A 21,619-nucleotide genomic window follows, 5' to 3' on the forward strand; every position below is an offset into this window, starting at 1 on the left:
GAAACATGATTTGGATAACGCATCCTGCCGCCAAGGAGAATCAGCATGAGTGAATTGCGCACGACTTTGGTGCAGGCGGATCTGCGCTGGGAAGACCCTGAGGCCAACTGTCGGCTGCTTGATGAACAGCTCGGCACCCTGGGAGGCGACGATACGGATCTGATCGTATTGCCGGAAATGTTCGCCACCGGGTTCACCATGAACTCCCGGGAGATGGCGGAGCCCATGGAGCAAAGTTCGAGCGTGGCCTGGCTGCGGGATCAAGCGATCAAGCGCCGCTGTGTGATAACCGGCAGTATCGCGGTCACTGCCGGTGGCGAATACTATAATCGCCTGGTCTGGGCGACCCCGGACGGTGAGCTGATTCATTACGACAAACGACATCTGTTTCGCATGGCCGGCGAACATGAACGCTACGGCATGGGCGATAGCCGCAGAGTGGTCGAACTCAAGGGCTTCCGCATTCTGTTGACGGTCTGCTACGACCTACGTTTTCCCGTCTGGCTGCGACAGCAGCCAAGCGCAGATGAACATTTCGAGTACGATGCCTTGCTCTGCATTGCCAATTGGCCGGCACCGCGCCGTCAGCCTTGGCGTACTCTGTTACAGGCGAGAGCCATCGAAAATCTGTGTTATGTCATCGGGGTGAATCGAGTAGGCGAAGACGCCAAGAAGCAGGCCTATGCGGGGGACTCGATGCTCGTGGACTTCAAGGGCGATCCATTGATCGACGAGCCTCGGGATCAGCCTTTCATTCGCACAGGCTCTTTCGATCGAGAGTCACTTTCCGAGTTTCGTGATAAATTCCCGGCCTGGATGGATGCGGATCGTTTTACACTGGAGGTTTGATGCGGCTGGACAAGTTTCTCAGCGAGACCACGGATCTATCCCGCAGCTTGGCCAAGAAGGCCTTGCATCGGGAAGAGGTCAGCGTGGATGGAGAGATCACCAAGAATCCTGCGACCCAGGTCGATGAATCGAGCGACGTGCGTTGGCAAGGCGAGCCGCTTGAGCTTTCAGGCCCGCGCTATTTGATGATGCACAAACCATTGGGCATTGAATGCACGACCCGTCCCGGACGCTATCCGATAGTGCAAGAGTTGATCGATCTGCCCAATGTGGATCGGTTGCATTCAGTAGGGCGTCTGGATGTAGACACGACCGGACTGGTGCTGCTCACCGACGACGGACAATGGTCGCATCGCGTGACTTCGCCCAAGAAGCGCTGTGCCAAGGTCTATGTGGCGACGCTTGCCGAACCACTGGAAGGTGAAGCCGGGGAACGAGCCATCAAGGCGTTTGCCAAAGGCGTACAACTCGATGGTGAGGAGAAGCTAACGCAGCCCGCGGAACTTGCGTTGATGTCTCCTTGGCAAGTACGCCTGACGATCACTGAAGGCAAGTACCATCAGGTGCGCCGCATGTTTGCCGCCATCGGCAACCATGTGGAAACGCTGCATCGTGAATCGATCGGTCCTCTGCAGCTCGATCCTGATCTCGAACCGGGAGAGTGTCGGTTCTTGCGACCGGCTGAAATTGCTGCGTTCTGATTTATACCGTTATCTTGCTTCCTGAAATCAGGTTTCACTCATTCTGTTTCGCCGATACGTGATGTCACCGTATGGGGTGCAGTGCAGTTAAAAGGAGAAACGGACATGACCAAAATAAATAAACAACAGATCGTCGATGCACTGCTCGAATGCCATGGCCGTACTTTCGCCCAGGAGTTTGGCATTACGCTCCAGCATGATACCCCCGCGCCTTTGTTCAGATTGCTGTGTTTTTCTTTGCTGACCAGTGCACCTCTGAGCGCGAACGCCGCCATGCAAGCCTGCAAGGCGCTGGGCAAGGCGGGCTGGACGACCCCGAGCAAGATGTCGAATTCGACCTGGGAGCAGCGCGTTAGAGTGCTCAACGCGAATGGCTACGCACGCTACGATGAGAAAACCGCCCATCAGCTCGAGGCCATGACCACGCACTTGCAAGAGACCTACGCTGGCGACTTGCGCCAGCTGCGCAGCGCGGCAGATGGCGATATAAAAAAGGCTCGGAACTTGCTCAAGGAGTTCAAGGGCATCGGTGACGTTGGCGCGGATATCTTTCTACGCGAAGTTCAACAGTGCTGGGATGAATTTCGTCCCTTTGCCGACAAGATGGCATTGAAATCCAGTGCCAAGCTGAATCTGGGCGACGATGCGGAAAAACTCGCGAAACAAGTCAATTCAAATGACTTTGCGAGGCTAGTGGCAGCGCTGGTGCGCACACAGCTGGCGAAGGACCATGACCGGGTGCTTGAAGTAGCCGGCGCCAGCTAGTCACTACTACTGCCCAAACCCGCCGCCTCGACCAACGCCTTCGTGTACTCACTTCGTGGAGTGCCGAGTACCTGTTCGCATTCGCCTTGCTCCACGACATGACCTTCCTTGAGCACTATTACCCGATGGGCCATGGCACGCACCACCGCCAGGTCGTGACTGATGAACAGATAGCTCATGCCGCGTTTGGCCTGCAAATCACGCAATAGCGCAACCAACTGTTTCTGCACGGTGCGGTCCAGTGCCGAAGTGGGTTCGTCGAGTACCAATAAATCCGGTTCGAGGATGATGGCGCGGGCCACGGCGATGCGCTGGCGTTGGCCTCCGGAAAATTCGTGGGGGTAGCGGGCAGCACACTCTTCCGGTAAACCCACTTCGCGTAGTGAGGCCAACACTCGCTGCTGAATATCGCCGCGATCAAGTTCGGGATGGTGAAAACGCAGGCCCTCGCTGATGATATCCGCCACCGGAAGCCGCGGGGATAAGGAGCCATAGGGGTCCTGGAAGACGACCTGCATCTGCCGGCGCTGACGTCTCAAGGCGTTGCCGCTCATGCGATCGAGCCGCTCCCCGTTAAAATCGATTTCACCGCTGGCCGGGGTAAGGCGCAGCAGGGCCATGGCCAGAGTCGTCTTGCCGGAGCCTGATTCGCCGACGATGCCCAGAGTTTCTCCCTTGCGCAGATAGAGATCGAGAGGCTGAACCGCAACAAAAGGACTTGGCCTGCGAGAGAAAAGCCGCTTAGGGCGGGAAAACGCCACCTGGAGTCGTCGGGCTTCCAGCAGCGGCGTGTGGTTGCTGATCGCCGTGGGCTGTCCTTCCGGCTCCGCGGACAACAGCAGGCGGGTATAGTCGCTGCGGGGTCGGCTGAAAACGTCACTGACGGGGCCGGTTTCCTGAACGCGTCCGCGATAGAGGACACAGACTCGATCCGCATGACGCCGCACCAGGTTGAGATCGTGGGTGATAAGCAGCATGGCCATGCCGTGACGCTCGCGCAGATCGTCAAGCAGAGCCAGAATTTCTTGCTGTACCGTAACGTCCAGCGCCGTGGTGGGCTCATCCGCGATCAACAAGCGCGGATTGTTGGCGATGGCCATGGCAATCATCACTCGTTGGCGCTGCCCGCCGGAAAGCTGATGCGGCCAGGCATCGAGCAATTCGTCCGGTCGCGGCAGCTTGACCTGAACCAGCAGTTCGCGCACCCGTTCTCGGGCGGCGCGACCGCTTAGCCCCTGATGTAGCCGCAGGGTCTCGCCGATCTGTTTGACGATGGTATGCAGCGGATTCAAGGAAGTCATCGGCTCCTGAAAGATGAAGCCGACCTGATTGCCGCGAACGGTGCGCCAGTCACCCTCGCTCAGACGCGCGAGATCGCGCTCTTCCAGGTAGCTTTCGCCGCGTACCTCGGCGCTTTTCGGTAGCAGGTTGATGGCGCCAAGGGCGCTGACGGATTTGCCGGAGCCGGATTCGCCCACCAGGGCCAGGGTTTCGCCGCGACGTATATGCAAAGACAAGTCTTCGACCACCGGGGCTCCATCGAAAGCCACCGTGAAATTCTTCAGCGAGAACACCGGTTCAGCGCTCATCCACGGACTCCTTCGTTGTTGAAATCCGTTCTGGCTTGGCTGTCAGGGCGGCAATGATATGACGCGGGTCGAAGGCATCCCGCAGGCCTTCGCCGATGAATACCAGCAATGAGAGCATCACGCTCAGGGTGATGAACGCGGTGACGCCAAGCCAGGGCGCCTGCAGGTTGTTCTTGCCCTGGGCCACCAGCTCGCCCAGGGAGGGTGATCCTGGTGGCAGGCCAAAGCCAAGGAAGTCCAGCGCGGTCAGGGTGGTGATGGCGCCGGTAAACAGAAAAGGAATGAACGTCAGGGTGGCGACCATGGCATTGGGCAGCACGTGGCGCCACATGATCAGCCGCGATGGCAATCCCAGCGCCCGGGCGGCACGCACATATTCGAGATTTCGCGCTCGCAGAAATTCCGCGCGCACGATGTCCACCAGTCCCAGCCAGGAGAACAACAGCATGATGCCCAATAGCCACCAGAGGTTGGGCTCGACCAGGCTGGCGAGAATAATGAGCAGAAACAGTACCGGCAGGCCGGACCAGATCTCCGTCAGGCGCTGGCCGATGAGATCCGTCTTGCCGCCGAAATATCCCTGGATACCGCCGACGAGCACGCCCAGTATCAGCGACCCCAGCGTCAGCACCAGAGCGAAGACCACGGAAAGCCGAAAGCCGTAGATCACTCGGGCCATCACGTCACGCCCCTGGTCGTCGGTGCCCAGCCAATGACGAGTGCTGGGGGGCGAGGGGGCGGGTTGCCTCAAGCCGCGATCCAGGGTGTCGTAGGCAAACGGAATCGGTGGCCATAGCATCCAGCCCTGAGCCTCTATCTCGTCGATGACGAAGGAGTCGCGATAATCCGTGCTGGTAGGCAGGAAACCGCCGAACTCGGTTTCAGGATAATCCACCAGCAACGGCGTATACCATTGATCCTGATACTTGATCACTAGCGGTTTGTCATTGGCGATCAACTCGGCGCCCAGGCTGAGCACGAACAATAGCGAGAACAACCAGAGGGCGAATCGAGCCCGACCATTGGCGCGAAATACCGCCATCCGGCGACGAGTGATCGGCGAGAGCGTGGGTGTGAAGCGTTCGATGAGCGCCATCAGGCCCCCCTCGTTTCAAAATCGATGCGAGGGTCCACCCAGACATAAGTCAGATCCGAGACCAGTTTCAAGATCAGCCCGACCAGAGTGTAGAGATAGAGAGTACCGAATATGACCGGGTAGTCACGCTGCATGACCGCCTCGAAGCCTAAAAGCCCCAGGCCGTCGAGAGAGAAGATCACTTCGATGAGCAGCGATCCGGTGAAGAAGATGCTGATCAGCGTCGTAGGTAAGCCCGCGATGATGATCAGCATGGCGTTACGAAACACATGACCATAGAGTACCTGGCGATCGCTTGCCCCCTTGGCCCGGGCGGTCAATACATATTGCTTGTGAATCTCGTCAAGAAAACTGTTCTTGGTCAGCATGGTCAAGGTGGCGAAGCCACCGATCGCCGCAGCGATCACCGGCAGGGTGATGTGCCAGAAATAGTCACCGATCTTGCCCCACAGGCTCAACTCATCGAAGTAGGGGGACGTCAGCCCGCGCAGAGGGAAGAGATCGAAATAGCTGCCCCCGGCGAACAGTACGATCAGCAGGATGGCGAATAGAAACCCCGGAATGGCATAGCCGACGATGACCAGCCCCGAAGTCCAGATATCGAAACGGGAGCCATGGCGCAGCGCCTTGCGAATCCCTAGTGGAATCGAGATGAGATAGACCAGCAGGGTGGTCCACAGGCCGAGGGAAATGGACACCGGCAAGCGTTCGATCATCAGATCGATGACCGGCCGATTGCGGAAAAAACTAGTGCCGAAATCGAAGGTGGCGTAATTGCCGAGCATGGTGAAAAACCGCACATGTGCGGGTTCGTCGAAGCCGAACTGCTCCTCGAGTGCCTTGATGAAGCGTTCATCGACTCCGCGGGCGCCTCGGGATTCGCTGCTACTCGCCGCCGAGTCGCCACCGCCGGAGGACAGGCGGGTGCTGGCGATGCTGTCGAGGCCTTGGTAGCGGGCAATGATTTGATCGATGGGACCGCCGGGGGCGGCCTGCACGATAACGAAATTGAGCAGCATGATTCCCAAAAGGGTAGGAATCATCAGCAATAGGCGACGCAGGATATAGGCGGCCACGAGAGCAGATTCCTTGAGCTTGGTTCAGCGCTTGCGACTACCGTGCTGGCGTTGGTTGACCGCATCAGCCCGCTCGGGGGCCACCCACCAGGCGTCTAGATCGATATTGAACTTCGGGGCAGGTTCGGGGTAGCCGTATTTATCCCAAAGGGCAATGCGAGTCGCAGCGAGATGAAATTGGGGAATGACGTAGAAACCCCAGCGTAGCACGCGATCGAGCGCTTGTGCCGCGGTGTCGAGTTCTTCCCGAGTATCTGCGCGAATCAGCTTCCCTACCAGTTCGTCGATGACCGGATTCTTGAGCCCAATGAGGTTGCGACTTTGAGGCTGATCCGCAAAATCACTGGTCCAGAATTCGCGCTGCTCGTTGCCCGGATTGGCTGATTGCGGAAAGCTGCCGACGATCATGTCGAAATCGAAGCCGCGCAGGCGATTGAGATATTGGTTGACATCGACGATACGAATCTTGCTCTTGATGCCGATGCGTTCGAAATTGCGTATCAACGGCTGGACGATGCGCTCGAACTGGGCGTCATACAGCAGGATTTCCAGCGTAAAGGGACGGCCGCTTTCACGATTGATCAACTGGCCGTTCTGCACTTCATAACCCGCATCGCGCAGCAGGCCAAGCGCCTTGCGTAGGCGGGGGCGAATGTCATCGGGTTGCTCGACGGGCAGCGCTTCATCGAAGAGTCGCTCGGGTAGCTGGTCGCGATAAGGCTCGAGTAATTCAAGCTCGGCACCGCTGGGCTCGCCCCTGGCAGCCATCTCGGAGTTCTCGAAGTAACTTTGGGTGCGCTCATAGGCGCCGTAGAACAGGTTGTCGTTCAGCCAGGGAAAGTCGAAGGCAAGATTCAGCGCCTCGCGCACCTTTACGTTCTTGAACTTATCACGGCGCAGATTCATCACATAGGCCTGCATGCCTGCCGGCTGCCCGTCGGGTATTTCCAGCTTCTTGACGAAGCCTTGCTTCAGGGCGGGGAAGTCGTAAGCCGTTGCCCAGTTGCGGGCGCTCGATTCGAACCGCATATCAAGATTACCCGCCTTGAATGCTTCAAGGGCTACTGTCTGGTCACGATAATAATCGAATATCAGCCGATCAATGTTGTGGCGCCCGCGATTGACCGGAAGATTCTTGCCCCAATAGTCCTTAACCCGCTCATAAACGATACGTCGTCCTGGCTCAACCTTGGCGATACGATAAGGGCCGGAGCCCAGCAGAGGGTCGAGGGTCGGTGTGGCAAAATCGCGATCCTTCCAGAAGTGTTCCGGCAGAATCGGCAATTGGCCCAGAATCAGCGGCAATTCCCGAGAATTTTTCGGGCTGAATTCGAAACGAACGGTATCGTCATCCAGACGCTGTGCCGAGGTAACATCCGCATAATAGGCGGCATAGAACGGCTGACCCTCATCGCGCAGCAGTCGAAAACTGAACACCACATCGTCGGCGGTCACTTGTTGGCCGTCGTGAAACCTTGCCTTGGGATTCAGGTCGAACTCCATCCAGCGTCGGTTCGGGTCCAGGCGTACACCCTGGGCGAGAAGCCCGTACATGCTGAAGGGCTCGTCGGGATTGTTCTCCATCAAGGTGTCGTAAATCTGAGTAAGGCCGTTTGCAGGCGTGCCGGTGACGATGAAGGGGTTGGTGGAGTCGAAGCTGCCGATGGCGTCACGAGTAAGTTCGCCACTTTTGGGTGCCTCGGGATTGACGTAGGGAAAGTGCGTGAAATCGCTTTTGAGCGCCGGCTTGTCGTACATGGCGAGACCCTGCACGGTAGGCACTTTGTCGGCGGTCACGGCAAACCCAGATCCAGAAAATGACATGATCGCAACGGTGATAATGGCCTTACCCATGCGCAACATCGATACTCCTTTCACCATTGCCCAGTGCGGTTTCAATGCACCAAATTACTGTACGTAAAGTGTCAGCTGTTGTCCCGGTTGTAAATACTGATCTGCCTCCAGCTTGTTCCAGCGCAAGATATCCAGCGCTGAAACATCGTGGCGGGCGGCGATCCGTGCAAGGCTATCGCCCGCCCGCACTTGAACGACACGGGCTTGCTGAGTGTCGTCGGCGCGGTTCTGGGGCGGTATTTGCAGTGTCTGACCTACGCGGATGACATCCCCCCGCAAACCGTTATACCGGCGCAGTTCGTTGACGGATACCGCGTAGCGCGCCGCCACAAGAGAGAGCGAATCGCCACTGCGCACTCTGTAACGATCACCCCGAGTGAAGGCCTCCCGGCGCTTGGCCAGCATGGCGACAAGGCTGTTCTTTAGCCTGTGTGGTACCAGCAGTTCCGGCGCTCGGGAAGGCAGCGTGATTTTCTGCAAGAGACCCGGGTTGAGATCTTCCAACCGCCTGCGGCTGATGCCGGTCAACTCCGCTACCTGAGCCAGATTGATTCGATTCTCGATCGGTACTCGGGCAAAGCCGGGTTGATCTGGGATGCTGGGCAGGGCGATATCGTAGCGATCGGGATTGGCGATCATGCGCGATAGCGCCAGGAGCTTTGGCACGTAGTTCATGGTCTGACGCGGCAGGTTGAGGCTCCAGTAATCTCCGGACCGGCCCGCGGCAATGGCCTTGCGGCGGGCGCGATTAACCGTGCCGGCACCGGCATTGTATGCCGCGAGAGAAAGCTCGATATCCCCCTTGTACCACTGGTCGGCCTGTTGCTGGATATAGTCCAAGGCCGCCATGGTGGAGGCAATGACATCAAGGCGTCCATCGTAGGCACGGTCTCGGCGCAGGCCGAGGGCATCGCCGGTGCCGGGCATGAATTGCCACATGCCGGTGGCGCCGCCCACATGACGCGCTGTGGGATCGTAGGCGCTCTCGATGAAGGGCAGCAAGGCAATCTCGCCGGGCATGTCCCGACGCTCGAGTTCGCTGACGACCCAGTACAGCCATGGGCGCGCGCGCTCGGCGATCGTGGTGATATTGCCCGGGTAACGCTGGTAATAGTCTACCCATTTCTGAACGCGAGCTTCACGGGCATCGTTTTCCCACTGGAAGTTGTCCCGCATGCGGGTCCAGATATCGCCTGGAACGAAAGGTTGCAGTACCAGTTCGTTCCAGAAGGGCGCCGTGGGTTGCGAAGCGGGCAGGGCGCTGACCTGGGCGTGGGCTGAAACACCAAGCGCTAGAAGCATCCCACCTGTCGCTTGGCATACCCGACGGAGCAATACCTGTTTGTTCATTTTGTTTGAATCCTTGCTGGAGCACCCGGCGGCGCCCATGCTTCAAAATCATTCTTCAAAAATTGTCTTTCCAGGCACGTAGTGTCGCGAAGGTGCTTTCGGCGGTGTCGGTGGAGCCGTGAGCACTTGCTGTCGAACGCAAGGTTTCGCTGTCGACCCGTAAAAACGGATTGATCTGACGCTCGCGGCCAATCGTGCTGGGTAGGGTCGGCCGATCCAGATCCCGCGCGCGCTGACACTCCTTCATCAATCGATCGCGAATCTTATTATCCGGCTCTGCGGCTTGAGCAAAGCGAAGATTAGCGAGGGTATATTCATGAGCGGCAAAGACCAGCGTGTCTTCCGACAAGGACGCTAGGCGGGATAGCGACGCCTGCATCTGCTCCGGCGTGCCCTCGAACAGGCGGCCACAGCCGCCACAGAACAGGGTGTCACCGCAAAATAGCAAGGACGGCGTACCGGGGCCGAGGAAGGCAATGTGATCCAGAGTGTGTCCCGGTACCGCCATTACCTCGAAGCGTCGCCCGAGAACGCGAAAATCGTCGCCATCGCTTACGCGTTCCTGAATTTCCTTGATCTGAGGATTATTTGGCCCGATGACCCGAGGCGAGTAGCGTTTTGTGAGTTCGGGTAGTCCACCGGTATGATCGTGATGATGATGAGTGATCAAGATCGTGGAAAGGGTGAGGTTTTCCCGCTCGAGATACTGTATGACCGGCTTGGCATCTCCAGGATCCACCACCGCTACATCCGTTGTGGAGTCTTGACGTAATAGCCATATATAGTTGTCGTTAAAGGCGGGAATCGGTATCACGCTCAGCATGAAAGTTTCACCTCGGTCCGGTTGTCCACGCCCGCTTAGCGCGCCAGTGGATTGGGCTGACGGGAAGGTCGACTGCACAAAATGTGCTTAACATGGGGGCGCGAGCGTTCTGTGTCAAATTCTAATATGACGATATCCTTGGCTCAACTGGTACGTCGAGGTCGCCTCTACTGGTCATCGGCAGCGGGTCGCGCGCACTGGCAAGCCGAGCGCGCCTGTATCGGGCCGATCTGTGAGCGCCTGTTCGGGGCTCACAGCCTGCACCTGGGAATGGCGCCGCCTTTGACGGACATGTGTCCGATTCGACATACCTTGACCTGGTCGCCCACCCGAGAGCTGGCGGAGGACGATGCCTGCCTGGTATGCGATCCGACCCGCTTGCCCTTGCCGGATGACAGCCTCTCGCTAGTGGTGTTGCATCACATGCTGGAAGTCGCCCCAGAGCCCCACCGGCTACTGCAGGAAGCAACTCGCGTAATGGCGGACAACGGGTGTCTGGTGATTTTCGGCTGGTTTCCTCTCGGCCTTGAAGGAATGCATCGAGTATGGCCGCGGAGTCGTACAGGAATGCCACGCTGCGGGCGATGGCGAACCCCAGGACGTTTGGGTGACTGGCTCGCATTTGTCGATTTTGAAATCGAGCGAGTAGACTACTGTGGTTTTCGTTTGCCGGGTAGACCGGCGGGCAATGCCAAGCTTGAATCCTTTGGACGACGCTACAATTTGCCGCTCAGCGACGCATATATGATTCGTGCCCGGCCCAGGACTCAGCAGGCGCAAATCATCAAACCCCGATTGACTACACCGGCAATGGGAAGGCCGCTGCTGGGCAATACGCCCCGGATGACCGTCGAGCAGGAGAAAAAACAGGTGAGCGAGGTTGACTGACATAGCATTACCCAAGGTGGTTATTCATACCGATGGTGCCTGTCGTGGCAACCCGGGCCCGGGTGGCTGGGGCGCATTGCTCAACGCGGGGCGTCATGAAAAAACCCTCAACGGCTTCGAAGCCACGACGACCAACAACCGTATGGAGCTGATGGCGGCAATCATGGCGCTACGCGAACTCAAGCGCCCTTGTCAGGTGGAGCTACACACGGACTCCCAGTACCTGCGTAAGGGCATCACCGAGTGGATACATGGCTGGCAAAAGCGCGGCTGGAAGACCGCCGCCAAGCAGCCGGTCAAGAATGCGGAGCTATGGCGCGAACTGCTCGCCGAGAGTCAGCGCCATGAGGTTCGTTGGCATTGGGTGAAAGGCCATAGCGGTGATCCGGGCAATGAATGCGCCGACGCGTTGGCCAATGCGGCCATCGATGCGGCGATGAGCCCGCAAGATTGAAGCGTTGTCGCTTCCTGGCACTTCAGGCGTCAACATTCACCACACTTTCAGCGAGAGATTAATGCGCCAGATCATTCTGGATACCGAAACCACCGGTATCGATCCCAAGGAAGGCCATCGACTTATCGAGATTGGTGCCGTCGAGATGACCAATCGCCGTCTGACCGGCAATACTTACCATCAGTACATCAATCCTGAGCGCGAGATCGAAGCGGAAGCCATCGGCATTCATGGCATTACCAACGAACGCGTCGCGGATGAACCCCGGTTTGCCGAGGTGGCGGATGCCTTCTGGGCATTCATCAAAGGGGCGGAGTTGATCATCCATAACGCGCCCTTCGATGTGGGCTTCATCGATCACGAGTTTGGCATGTTGCAGGCCAGCCGCGATGAACCTCGATTAGGGCCGGTAGCGGATCATTGCGCCATTCTCGATACGCTCAAGATGGCGCGAGACAAGCATCCTGGGCAGCGCAACAGCCTGGATGCGCTGTGCAAACGCTATGAAATCGACAACGGTCACCGCGTGCTGCACGGGGCGTTGCTCGATGCGGAAATATTGGCGGATGTCTACCTGGCGATGACCGGAGGGCAGACGGCGTTACTGCTAGATGCGGATGCCCAGGCGGGGGCGAACAGCGGCGGTACCAGCGGCATTCGGCGTTTGTCCAACGAGCGTCCAAGGCTGGCGGTGACACGATTGAGTGAAGCGGAGCTGGATGCGCACCACGCCAAGCTTTCACGCATTCGCGAGGGCGCCGGTGAATGTGCCTGGGACACCTTGGCGGGCTGGGAAGGATCTACGAACGATTCCACGCCTTCCGCATCGGTGGAGTCCTGATGTTTCGGCGTGATTTACCCTCTGACGACCAGCAGGGTGGCCTGCTGATTCGCATCGGCGATCGCAGCACCATTGCCCCTGCCGCAACCTCAACCGGCGAGGATGACATGCTGGATTTCGTCGATACTTGGCCGACCATGGCGCAACCGATCGGTTTTTGGGATGAACACCCCATAGCCGTGGTTCACGAGCCCGAGGCAACACAATGGCCTACCGCCAGGGAGTGGCTGGCCCAGTTGCCCGAGTCGAAGTTCGCCTTGATTTCGACGGCATTGGAAGTGGTGGCCTGGCAGCGGGATCATCGCTTCTGCGGCCGTTGCGGTCATGCCGCTAAACGGATTGGCGGTGAATTTGCCATGCAGTGCTCGAAATGCGGACTACGCAATTACCCGCGTATCTCACCTTGCATCATTACGCTGGTGACTCACGGTGAAAATCTGCTGCTGGCTCGTAGCCCACGCTTCCCACCTGGACGCTATTCCACCCTGGCGGGATTCATAGAGCCTGGCGAGACCGCCGAGGATGCGGTGCATCGTGAAATATACGAAGAGGTAGGGCTAACGGTGCGCAACCTCAGCTACTATCGCAGTCAGGCCTGGCCGTTTCCTCATTCATTGATGCTGGGGTTCTTTGCCGAAGCTGCCACCCGCCGCATTCGTATCGATGGCATCGAGATTGCCGACGCGGCTTGGTACACGCCGCGTCGTTTACCGCAATTGCCACCGCCTTATTCGATTTCCCGGGCGTTAATCGAAACACATCTCAAGCGCTATTCCTGAGGAGTTCACTCCTTGGGGAAAAGTTTGCTGAGCTTGGTGGCCAGCATCAGATTGCCGGTGGCTTTTAACTTACCGGACATGAAGGCATGCATGCCGTCGATCTCACCGCTCATGATGCCTTTCAGTGTGGTGCTATCCGCCGCTAGGGTGACAGAAGGATCGTCATGCTCACCGTGATGCACGCCGAGCGTGCCATCTTGAACGTGAAGATAGTAATCCTCGTCGTCGGTGACGTTGAACTGGAAGATATCGTCCATGTCCTGAGCCGCTTGAGGATCGAAGCGGTTTTTCAAGCGATCCAGGGTAGCGCTGTTATCGGTCATCAAAAATTCTCTTGTCATGAACTGAAAGGGGAACGCGAATGTGTGACAAACAGTCAGTCTACGTCAAGGGGTGACGGTTGGGCGTCCATCGGTTCACGGCCCTAATGCGTGGTATCGCGGGCATGGAATATTGAAAAAAGATAAACGGAGAAGGCCTCAGTGAAAGAATGGCTAGCGGAATACGGCATGTTTTTGGCGCAGGTGGTCACTCTGGCCCTGATTGTTGGAATATTGATTGCATTGATTGGCAAGGCCCGGGGCCACGAGGAGCATAGCCGCCTGCGAATCGAAGAACTCAACAAGCGCTTGCGGAGTCGCCAGCGACGTCTGCGATTGTCCGGCATGGATCGCAAACGCCGCAAGATGGCTTTGAAACGCTTCAAGAAAGACGACAAAAATGAGATTCGCGCCTCCCACGACAGCGAAAATGAGCCCTGGAAGCAGACGGTCTGGGTGCTGGATTTCAAGGGGAATATCAAGGCGTCGGCGACATCGCGATTCAGTGAGGAGATTTCTGCGCTGCTGGGGGTGGTTGACGAAAACGATGAGGTCGTCGTGCGTCTCGAATCCCCGGGGGGGTTGGTGCATGCCTACGGCCTGGCGGCGGCACAGCTCGATCGCCTGCGTGAAGCAAACGTCACCACTACGGTGTGCGTCGACAAGGTGGCGGCCAGCGGTGGCTATCTCATGGCCTGCTGTGCCGATCGCATACGGGCCGCGCCCTTTGCCGTGCTTGGCTCCATTGGGGTGGTAGCGCAGCTGCCCAACATTCATCGCCTGCTCAAGAAAAACGATATCGACGTCGAGTTGCTCACCGCTGGACGCTACAAGCGTACCTTGACGGTGCTGGGAGAGAATACCGAAGAAGGGCGGGAGAAATTTCTCGACGACCTGGAGAGTACCCATGCGCTTTTCAAGCACTATGTCGGCGAACGGCGCCCTCAGCTCGATATCGAAGCCGTGGCTACCGGCGAAATATGGTACGGCAGCGAAGCGGTAAAAAATGGCCTGATTGATGAAGTGGGCACCAGCGAGGCATATCTACTCGAACGTATGTCTCAGGCACGAGTGATGACCGTGGCGCTCGAGAAAAAACGTGGTCTGGCCGAGCGTGCAGGGTTGGCGGCCTCAATGGGTGTGGAGTACGCGCTCCAGCGTGTTTATGAAGTGCTCGAAGCCGGGGGATGGCAGCGGCGCTAAACGTTGCCTCCTCGCTTATGACGCCAAGTGGAAGCCATCAGGTGTAGAGCTTCGCCAGCGTATCTACCACGGTGCGCGCCTCGTTACCTTGCAATGAGTAGTAGATCGTCTGAGAAGAGCGCCGGGTGTTGACCAGCCCTTCTCGCCGCAAAATGGCCAGATGCTGAGAGAGGGCGGATTGACTTAACGCCAGGCGTGAGTTCAATTCGGAAACGGAGAGTTCCGTTTCATCGAGCAGGCACAGTATGCGCAGACGATTTTCATTTGCCATGGCCTTGAGAAGATTGGTCGCGTTGACAACACTGACATCGCCTTTTTCGAGCAGCTGTGCCGCAGGCTGACGAGTGCTCATGATGCTTCTCCTGGGTATGGCCCGCACTGATGGCGCAAGCCTCATGGTAGGTGCCGGGTTGGCGAACGGTAATAGCCTTACTTTCTTCCTGATTTAGCAAATCTTCAACAACTTCGAATTACTTGTTCAAACGCGTATTTAACGGTAAATCATCGCCAAGTGTTTGCTTCACTTCAGAGCCTGATCTGCATATTGTCGACAATGTTTTGGTGGTCGTGGGTGCCATGAGCGAATTTCATGCGTCTTTCGTCGAAAATTAGCCCATGGTATGAGTTGAAAGCGTATCGACATCGCCTAAAGTGTCAACAATCGGTAATCGGAGGGTTATATCGTTTCTGAGCTTGAATATTGATCTTCCTCCGCGCTATCCATCATATGCGCGTCATTTCCTTTAGAGGCGAGCTTTCATGCATACCTATCAATCCGAGTTCCAGCAATCGATTCAGCATCCTGAAGCGTTCTGGGCAGAGCAAGCTCAGCGCATTCCCTGGTTCAAACCGCCACGGACCATTCTTAGTTACGACGAACAGGATCATGCTCGTTGGTATGGTGACGGCGAGCTGAATATTTGTCATGTGGCACTGGATCATCACGTCGATTCCGGGCGAGGCGACCAGCCGGCGATTTTCTGGGACTCTCCGGTGTCCGGGCAGCGGCGGCAGTACAGCTACCGTGAGCTGCGCGATCAGGTAGCGACCTTTGCCGGGGCCCTGGCAGGATTAGGGGTGGAAAAGGGCGATCGAGTGGTCATCTACATGCCTATGGTGCCTGAGGCGCTGATTGCGATGTATGCCTGCGCACGCCTGGGAGCGATCCATTCCGTGGTGTTCGGCGGCTTCGCCCCCCATGAATTGGCAATGCGCATCGAGGATGCGGAGCCCAAAGTCCTGGTGGCCGCCTCCTGTGGCATCGAAGTCGATACGGTCATCCCTTACAAGCCCATCGTCGACAAGGCCATCGCCGCTAGCGCGCATAAACCCTCGGCATGCGTCATTTTGCAAAGACACCTCCAGAGCGAGCAGGCGCTGGCCGAGCTGGGCGATATCGATCATGACTGGCAGGGGCTGATGGAAAACGCCACGCCAACGGACTGTGTACCGGTCAAGGGCACCGACCCTCTCTATATTCTCTACACTTCCGGCACGACCGGTAAGCCCAAAGGGGTGGTGCGCGATCACGGCGGCTACGCGGTGGCTCTGCATTACTCTATGGAGTGCGTTTATGGAATGGCGCCAGGCGACGTCTTCTTTTCGGCGTCGGACGTCGGCTGGGTGGTGGGCCACTCCTATATCGTCTACGCGCCTTTGATTCTGGGCTGTACCACCGTCGTTTACGAAGGAAAGCCGGTTCGCACGCCAGACGCGGGGGCGTTCTGGCGCCTGATTTCGGAGTATGGCGTCAAGGCATTCTTTACCGCGCCGACTGCCTTTCGCGCCGTCAAGAAAGAAGACCCGGACGGCAAGTGGCTGGAGAAGTACGATATTTCCTGTCTCAAGACGCTGTTCCTGGCTGGCGAGCGGCTTGATCCGCCAACCTTTCACTGGCTCGACGACTTGCTCGACGTGCCGGTGATCGATCACTGGTGGCAGACCGAAACCGGCTGGGCCATTGCCGCCAACCTTCAGGGGCTCGAGCCCATGCCGGTCAAACCTGGCTCCGCGACGGTGCCGGTGCCTGGCTACGACGTGCAGGTGATCAATCGCCAGGGTGAGCCCGCTGCAGCCCATGAGCAGGGCAGTATCGTCATACGCCAGCCCATGCCGCCGGGGTGCCTCGTGGGTATCTGGCGCAATCCAAAGCGTTTTCATCAGGCCTATATGGCGGCAATCCCCGGCTGTTACCTGACCGGCGACGGGGGGTATTTCGACGAAGACGGATATCTGTTCATCATGGGACGCACCGATGATGTCATCAACGTGGCGGGTCATCGTCTTTCCACCGGCGAGATGGAAGAGGTGCTAGGCTCGCATGAAGCGGTGGCGGAGTGTGCCGTGATCGGTATTCTCGACGATCTGAAAGGGCAGGTGCCCCTGGGTCTGGTGATTCCTAAGGACGGCTTCGGTGGTGATACGCACGCCCTTGAAAAAGAGCTGATCGCCCTGGTCCGCACACAGATCGGCCCGGTGGCTGCTCTGAAACAGGTGCTGGTGGTATCGCGGCTGCCCAAGACGCGTTCCGGCAAGATACTGCGCAAACTTCTGCGTACCATCGCCGATGGCAAGGAGTTCGGCATGCCGTCTACCATCGACGATCCTACCAGTCTGCAGGAAGTGCACGAGCATATGATGGAACGGGAGGTGGGAGCTGCGCATCAGTCAAAGCAGGTCTAAGAAACTATTTGTGATCTGCTGTAATTGGGCCCGCTTTCGGCGGGCCCAATTTGTGGTTACCATGCACCGCTCAAATCATATCCCATCGATGCGCGAGGGTTCCCTCACCCCCTCGGCGGTATAAAAAAAGGAATTCACGATGCTGTTGTTGTCCGAAGGGCAAAAACGTCGCTGCCTGATAGCGCTGGTAGCGTTTCATATTTTCGTGATCGCCGCGAGCAACTATCTGGTGCAGCTGCCCTTCACGATTGCCGGCTTGCATACCACCTGGGGCGCGTTCAGCTTCCCGTTCATATTTCTAGCCACGGATCTCACCGTCAGGCTCTTCGGCAAGGGGCCGGCACGTGTGATCATCGCCCGGGTCATGCTGCCGGCACTGGTGGTTTCCTATGTGCTGTCGGTCATGTTCGAGAAAGGGGAGTTCCGTAGTTTTGCCGCTCTTGGCGACTTCAACCTGTTCGTTGCACGTATCGCGCTGGCCAGTTTCATGGCTTACGTGATTGGTCAGCTGCTCGATATCCAGGTGTTCGATCGTCTACGTCGTAGTGCACGATGGTGGGTGGCCCCGGCGTTGTCGACGGTATTCGGTAATCTGGCGGATACCTTTGCATTTTTCGCCATTGCCTTTCATCAAGGGCCGGATGCCTTCATGGCCAGCCACTGGGTGGAGATCGCCTGGGTCGATTACGCAGTCAAATTGGCCATTTCGCTGACACTGTTCTTGCCCATGTATGGCCTGTTGCTGGGATGGTTGAGCCGGGGGCTGCTACGCTGGGGCGCAAGGCCCTCACCGGAAGGTGTTTGAGATAGAACGTGACAAAGAAATTTGGGCGCGGCTAAAGCACACGGATTGAAAAGGAAGACATCATGAGCGACTCCGTCGAACTCTACTATCAAGACAGCATCGAGCAAGACAGCAGCGCGCAGGATGGCGTGCCGTTGGTCGTACTACATGGCTTGTTCGGCAGTGCGGATAACTGGCGTTCTCATGTCAGGAAATGGCAGCAACAGCGCCGAGTAATCACCGTGGATTTACGTAATCATGGGCGCTCTCCTCACGCCGACGAGATGAATTATCGTGTAATGGCTCAAGATGTGATAGCGCTGCTTGATACACTCGAGATCGAGCGCTGCGATCTTTTAGGTCACTCCATGGGGGGCAAAGTGGCCATCACCGTGGCCCGCCTGGCGCCCGAACGCTTGACTTCGCTGATTGTCGCGGACATCGCGCCCGTCGCCTATGGCCACGATCACGACAGCGTCTTTGCCGCCCTTCACCGGGTCGTGGAGGGTGAGCCTACTTCCCGCAAGGAAGCCGACGCATTGATGGCCGAAGCAGTGGAGACACCGGCGGTGCGTATGTTCCTGGCGACCAATTTGGTACGTGATGGCGACGGCGTGATGCGCCTGCGGGTCGGTCTCGATGAAATCGAAGCGGCTTATGAAAATATTATCTCTGAGCCGGCGGGCGAGGGGGCGTATGAAGGCCCGACATTGGTTTTACGTGGAGCAAATTCTGACTACGTCAGCGACAAGTTATTGCCTCAGTTAAAAGAAGTGCTACCCGAAGCCGAGATCAAGACGCTGGATGCCGGGCATTGGCTGCATGCCGAGGCGCCGGAAGCGTTTCAGCAGGCGGTGAATGGGTTTCTTGCACGTCGTCTCCTCTGAATTTTCAAGCCAGGGTCTCATGCCAATAATGGCCGAACCTCGAGTTGCTCGGGCTGGTTATTCAGAAAGCGGTTGAGAATCTTGTAGGTATCCACATCGAAACGCGCTTTCTGTGTGGTCAGGGAGGCTAGCTCAGGTTCATCGAGATGCTCCAGGCTTCCCAGATAGCACCAGTGATCGACGATATGCCAGACCTGTTTACCGTCCTGAGCGGTTTCGCCAAAAGCGACGCGGCCAGGCCAGGCCCACTGCTGGACTCTGAGTCGCTCAAGGGCTTCTCGAGCACGGTTAGCATGGGCCTCCAGAGGTTCCTTGCCGCAGCAAGCCCCGGCACAGTGTCCCAGCTGCTGCGCAAAACAGCGGCCCTTGCCGCTGGTCAGGCCGAGTACCTGGGGGCATAGCTGGTACTCCTCGGCAATCTGACCCAAGGCGTTGCGTGCATCCTTGCGTGCGCGAAACAGCCCATAGAGGGTCAGCTCCCGGGAAAGATCGAGACTGTCGTCATCGACCAGGCTGGGCGCAAGCTCATCCTCCGGCCAATGCCAGCTGACCAGGCGGCTTTGACGGCGTAATTGCCGGTTATGTACCGGCATCAGTTCCTTGATCAATTGCGCCTCGAGCAGTTGAGCGCCTAAATCTCCCGCAGTTTCACGCCACTCCAGATCGTGAATCTGCTGACTCAAACGCATTTCTCGGTCGTTGCGATGGTCGCTGTTGAAGTGGCTGAGTACCCGGCTGCGCAGATTGACGCTCTTGCCCACGTACAGGATGGCCCGATTCTCGCCGTAGAATAGATAAACGCCAGGACGTTCCGGCAGGGTTTGCAGTCGAGTCGGATCGAGATGCGCCGGCAGGCTAGACTGACGCAGCTGGGCACGAACCAGGGCTTCGAGCTGTTCTCCTTCGTGCTGATGCTGCCAATATTGCCAGAGCGCCAGCATTGCCCGGGCATCGCCTTCCGCGCGATGACGGTCGAAGTCTCCCAGGTCATGGCGTTTGAGTAGTGCGTCGAGATTGTGGTGGCGCTGCTGGGGCGCCAGGCGGCGTGATAGCTTGAGGGTGCAAATCACACTGGTGCTGTAGTCTAGGCCGGCCCGCTTGAATTCATTGCGCAGAAAGCCGTAATCAAAGCGCGCATTGTGGGCCACTATGGCATCACCGCTGAGCCAGGCGAACAGCTCGTTGGCCAAGGCCTCGAAGGTGGGGGCGCCATTCACCATGGCATCATCGATACCGGTGATCTGCTGTATGTGCCTTGGGATATCCGTCTGTGGATCGATCAGCGCGGTAAAGCGTTCGATGATTTGGCCATCGATGACGCGCAGAGCAGCAATTTCGGTAATTCTATCTCGGGTGGTGCGGGTGCCGGTGGTTTCCAGATCGATAAAAACGAGTGGGCGATCATTCATAAAAGCGGCGCAATTTCCTTGCCAAGTATGGCGATAATCTTCATGAGCGGGGGCAACGCTCTATCATCCTTGCGGTGAAGCGTCATTCTGAAGCAGTTCTCCATCGATATCGACCGCAAGTCGTCTGGTCGAGGTTGCCGTTTCGATCAGACCACGGCGCAGTAAATAGGTTTCAAGCTGCTGATAACGTTGCCGTTGTAATGCGATAGGGCGCAACGCCAGATAGCGCAGCACTTCTGGCCAGGCCCGTGCATTGGCCGGGGTGTCGATCCCGGGCTCAGCCGTGCGCACCAACTCCCAGCCTTGTTCTGGATGATTGATGAGCCAGAGAGTCGCTTTCTCCACTGCACTGAAAAACCGTTCGATATCCCGTCGGTGCCGACTCAGTAAGTCCCGGTTAGCGACAACGACTAGTTCGTCATAGGCCGGTAGTTCGCTTTCGTCCACCATGAACTCGTTGACGACTATGCCTTGCTGAGCCAGCTGACGGCGATCCACATGGCGCATGGTACCGATGACCGCATCGACCTCTTTATTTGTCAGTGCCGCTATCAGAGCAAAATCGACATGCTGAAGCGTTATGTCACTTAGGCTTGTAGATTGATCCTTGAGCATGGCGTCCAGCCATATTCGGGCTGAGCCTTCATGCACGTAACCGACTGTTTTTCCCTTCAATTGTGATAGCTGTTCGATACCGGTGTCTTGTCGTGTCAACAGAGTGGCAAGCGGTACCGGCACCAGGGCGCCAACGCGCACTAGTGGTAGACTCCGCTTGACGAGTAGATGCAGCTGCAGCTGAGAGGTCAGAGCCAACTCGGCTCGCCGGGCAGCGACCAGTTTGGGAGCAACACTCGGGTCCGCAGGCGTGATCAGGGTAACGTCCAGGTTTTCCTGATCGAACAAGTCACGTTCCCGAGCCACGATCAAAGGGGCGTGATAGGGCGTCACGTACCAATCGAGCACTACCCGCAGAGACCGTTGAGTGGGCAAGGTCAGGGGGTCCGACACCGTGTCGATGAAAGGGAGTTGCTCTTGAACCTGGGCTCGAACCGGATCACGAATGACAGAAAGGTCATTCGACAAAGGGGCTTTTAGCTCGATTGAGGCATCATTCACCGTTGCAGAGGCTTCAGGAGTATCGCTGCTATGTACTTGTACAACGGTGACAATTGCGGCAACCACGACTAGTAATATGACGAGTGCCTGTTTATGGGGCAGTTTCAGCAGCATTGCTTTCTCATCTATTCGATGTTTCCCAAGATCAAACCC

21 protein-coding genes are annotated in these 21,619 nt (G+C 57.5%); 11 read left to right on the plus strand and 10 right to left on the minus strand.

Annotated features, from left to right (window positions below; translation table 11 throughout):
- The first annotated feature begins 45 nt into the window (after window positions 1–45).
- From H7850_RS16605 to H7850_RS16615, 3 genes are all read left to right on the plus strand, one after another.
- Window positions 46–849 carry an amidohydrolase gene (locus H7850_RS16605; RefSeq protein WP_227370596.1) on the plus strand — a complete coding sequence of 268 codons (804 nt, stop codon included), beginning with the start codon at window positions 46–48 and terminating at the stop codon, window positions 847–849.
- On the plus strand, window positions 849–1,550 hold the full coding sequence (gene rsuA / locus H7850_RS16610) for a 16S rRNA pseudouridine(516) synthase RsuA (protein ID WP_227370597.1): 702 nt from the start codon (window positions 849–851) through the stop codon (window positions 1,548–1,550). The genes H7850_RS16605 and rsuA overlap by 1 nt, the downstream gene beginning before the upstream one ends.
- A 105-nt stretch (window positions 1,551–1,655) precedes the next feature.
- Window positions 1,656–2,315, plus strand: coding sequence for a hypothetical protein (locus H7850_RS16615; RefSeq protein ID WP_227370598.1), 660 nt, complete (start codon window positions 1,656–1,658; stop codon window positions 2,313–2,315).
- On the opposite strand, the gene H7850_RS16620 is transcribed toward H7850_RS16615, so the two are convergent.
- Genes H7850_RS16620 through gloB form a run of 6 tightly spaced genes read right to left on the minus strand, consistent with a single transcriptional unit; the run spans window position 2,312 to window position 10,103 of the window.
- Complete coding sequence (locus H7850_RS16620; RefSeq protein WP_227370599.1) at window positions 2,312–3,904, minus strand: ABC transporter ATP-binding protein; 1,593 nt, start codon at window positions 3,902–3,904, stop codon at window positions 2,312–2,314. The genes H7850_RS16615 and H7850_RS16620 overlap by 4 nt on opposite strands.
- Entirely contained in the window at window positions 3,894–5,000 is a 1,107-nt protein-coding gene (locus H7850_RS16625) for an ABC transporter permease (protein WP_227370600.1), read from the minus strand. The genes H7850_RS16620 and H7850_RS16625 overlap by 11 nt, the downstream gene beginning before the upstream one ends.
- Complete coding sequence (locus tag H7850_RS16630) at window positions 5,000–6,076, minus strand: microcin C ABC transporter permease YejB (RefSeq protein WP_227370601.1); 1,077 nt, start codon at window positions 6,074–6,076, stop codon at window positions 5,000–5,002. Before H7850_RS16630 ends, H7850_RS16625 begins: the two co-directional genes overlap by 1 nt.
- Window positions 6,077–6,100: 24 nt before the next feature.
- Window positions 6,101–7,939 carry an extracellular solute-binding protein gene (locus H7850_RS16635; protein ID WP_227370602.1) on the minus strand — a complete coding sequence of 613 codons (1,839 nt, stop codon included), beginning with the start codon at window positions 7,937–7,939 and terminating at the stop codon, window positions 6,101–6,103.
- A gap of 45 nt (window positions 7,940–7,984) precedes the next feature.
- Entirely contained in the window at window positions 7,985–9,280 is a 1,296-nt protein-coding gene (locus H7850_RS16640; protein WP_227370603.1) for a LysM peptidoglycan-binding domain-containing protein, read from the minus strand.
- 55 nt (window positions 9,281–9,335) lie between these two features.
- Window positions 9,336–10,103 (minus strand): hydroxyacylglutathione hydrolase, encoded by a 768-nt coding sequence (gloB, locus tag H7850_RS16645; protein WP_227370604.1) that lies wholly within the window; start codon window positions 10,101–10,103, stop codon window positions 9,336–9,338.
- Window positions 10,104–10,214: 111 nt separating this feature from the next.
- Between gloB and H7850_RS16650 the strand changes: the two genes are divergently transcribed.
- The 4 genes from H7850_RS16650 to nudC all read left to right on the plus strand — a co-directional run bounded on the left by H7850_RS16650 (window position 10,215) and on the right by nudC (window position 13,065).
- Window positions 10,215–10,991, plus strand: a complete 777-nt coding sequence (locus tag H7850_RS16650; RefSeq protein ID WP_227370605.1) for a class I SAM-dependent methyltransferase — start codon at window positions 10,215–10,217, stop codon at window positions 10,989–10,991.
- Window positions 10,984–11,445, plus strand: a complete 462-nt coding sequence (gene rnhA, locus H7850_RS16655) for a ribonuclease HI (protein WP_227370606.1) — start codon at window positions 10,984–10,986, stop codon at window positions 11,443–11,445. Before H7850_RS16650 ends, rnhA begins: the two co-directional genes overlap by 8 nt.
- 61 nt (window positions 11,446–11,506) lie before the next feature.
- Window positions 11,507–12,286 carry a DNA polymerase III subunit epsilon gene (gene dnaQ, locus H7850_RS16660; protein ID WP_227370607.1) on the plus strand — a complete coding sequence of 260 codons (780 nt, stop codon included), beginning with the start codon at window positions 11,507–11,509 and terminating at the stop codon, window positions 12,284–12,286.
- Window positions 12,286–13,065: an NAD(+) diphosphatase gene (gene nudC, locus H7850_RS16665; protein WP_227370608.1), complete on the plus strand. Its 780-nt coding sequence runs from the start codon at window positions 12,286–12,288 to the stop codon at window positions 13,063–13,065. Before dnaQ ends, nudC begins: the two co-directional genes overlap by 1 nt.
- A 5-nt stretch (window positions 13,066–13,070) precedes the next feature.
- On the opposite strand, the gene H7850_RS16670 is transcribed toward nudC, so the two are convergent.
- Window positions 13,071–13,388 carry an SCP2 sterol-binding domain-containing protein gene (locus tag H7850_RS16670; protein ID WP_227370609.1) on the minus strand — a complete coding sequence of 106 codons (318 nt, stop codon included), beginning with the start codon at window positions 13,386–13,388 and terminating at the stop codon, window positions 13,071–13,073.
- 159 nt (window positions 13,389–13,547) lie between these two features.
- Between H7850_RS16670 and sohB the strand changes: the two genes are divergently transcribed.
- The gene (sohB, locus tag H7850_RS16675; RefSeq protein WP_227370610.1) at window positions 13,548–14,588 is read left to right on the plus strand and encodes a protease SohB; all 1,041 of its coding nucleotides are present in this window, start codon (window positions 13,548–13,550) and stop codon (window positions 14,586–14,588) included.
- 37 nt (window positions 14,589–14,625) lie between these two features.
- Here sohB and H7850_RS16680 read toward each other — a convergent pair whose 3' ends face one another.
- A complete protein-coding gene (locus tag H7850_RS16680; RefSeq protein WP_227370611.1) occupies window positions 14,626–14,940 on the minus strand; it encodes an ArsR/SmtB family transcription factor in 315 nt (104 codons plus the stop codon).
- 407 nt (window positions 14,941–15,347) lie between these two features.
- On the opposite strand from H7850_RS16680, the gene H7850_RS16685 reads away from it, so the two are divergent.
- The 3 genes from H7850_RS16685 (at window position 15,348) to H7850_RS16695 (ending at window position 18,941) form a co-directional block, all read left to right on the plus strand.
- A complete protein-coding gene (locus H7850_RS16685) occupies window positions 15,348–17,270 on the plus strand; it encodes a propionyl-CoA synthetase (RefSeq protein ID WP_227370612.1) in 1,923 nt (640 codons plus the stop codon).
- Window positions 17,271–17,409: 139 nt separating this feature from the next.
- A complete protein-coding gene (locus tag H7850_RS16690; protein ID WP_227370613.1) occupies window positions 17,410–18,075 on the plus strand; it encodes a 7-cyano-7-deazaguanine/7-aminomethyl-7-deazaguanine transporter in 666 nt (221 codons plus the stop codon).
- A gap of 62 nt (window positions 18,076–18,137) precedes the next feature.
- Window positions 18,138–18,941 carry an alpha/beta fold hydrolase gene (locus tag H7850_RS16695; RefSeq protein ID WP_227370614.1) on the plus strand — a complete coding sequence of 268 codons (804 nt, stop codon included), beginning with the start codon at window positions 18,138–18,140 and terminating at the stop codon, window positions 18,939–18,941.
- 17 nt (window positions 18,942–18,958) lie between these two features.
- On the opposite strand, the gene H7850_RS16700 is transcribed toward H7850_RS16695, so the two are convergent.
- Window positions 18,959–20,350, minus strand: coding sequence for a 3'-5' exonuclease family protein (locus H7850_RS16700; RefSeq protein WP_227370615.1), 1,392 nt, complete (start codon window positions 20,348–20,350; stop codon window positions 18,959–18,961).
- Between the two features lie 63 nt (window positions 20,351–20,413).
- Window positions 20,414–21,580: an ABC transporter substrate-binding protein gene (locus tag H7850_RS16705; protein ID WP_227370616.1), complete on the minus strand. Its 1,167-nt coding sequence runs from the start codon at window positions 21,578–21,580 to the stop codon at window positions 20,414–20,416.
- Window positions 21,581–21,619: the final 39 nt, after the last annotated feature.

This window comes from Halomonas sp. M20 (genome assembly GCF_020622265.1).
Classification (GTDB): Bacteria; Pseudomonadota; Gammaproteobacteria; order Pseudomonadales; family Halomonadaceae; genus Modicisalibacter.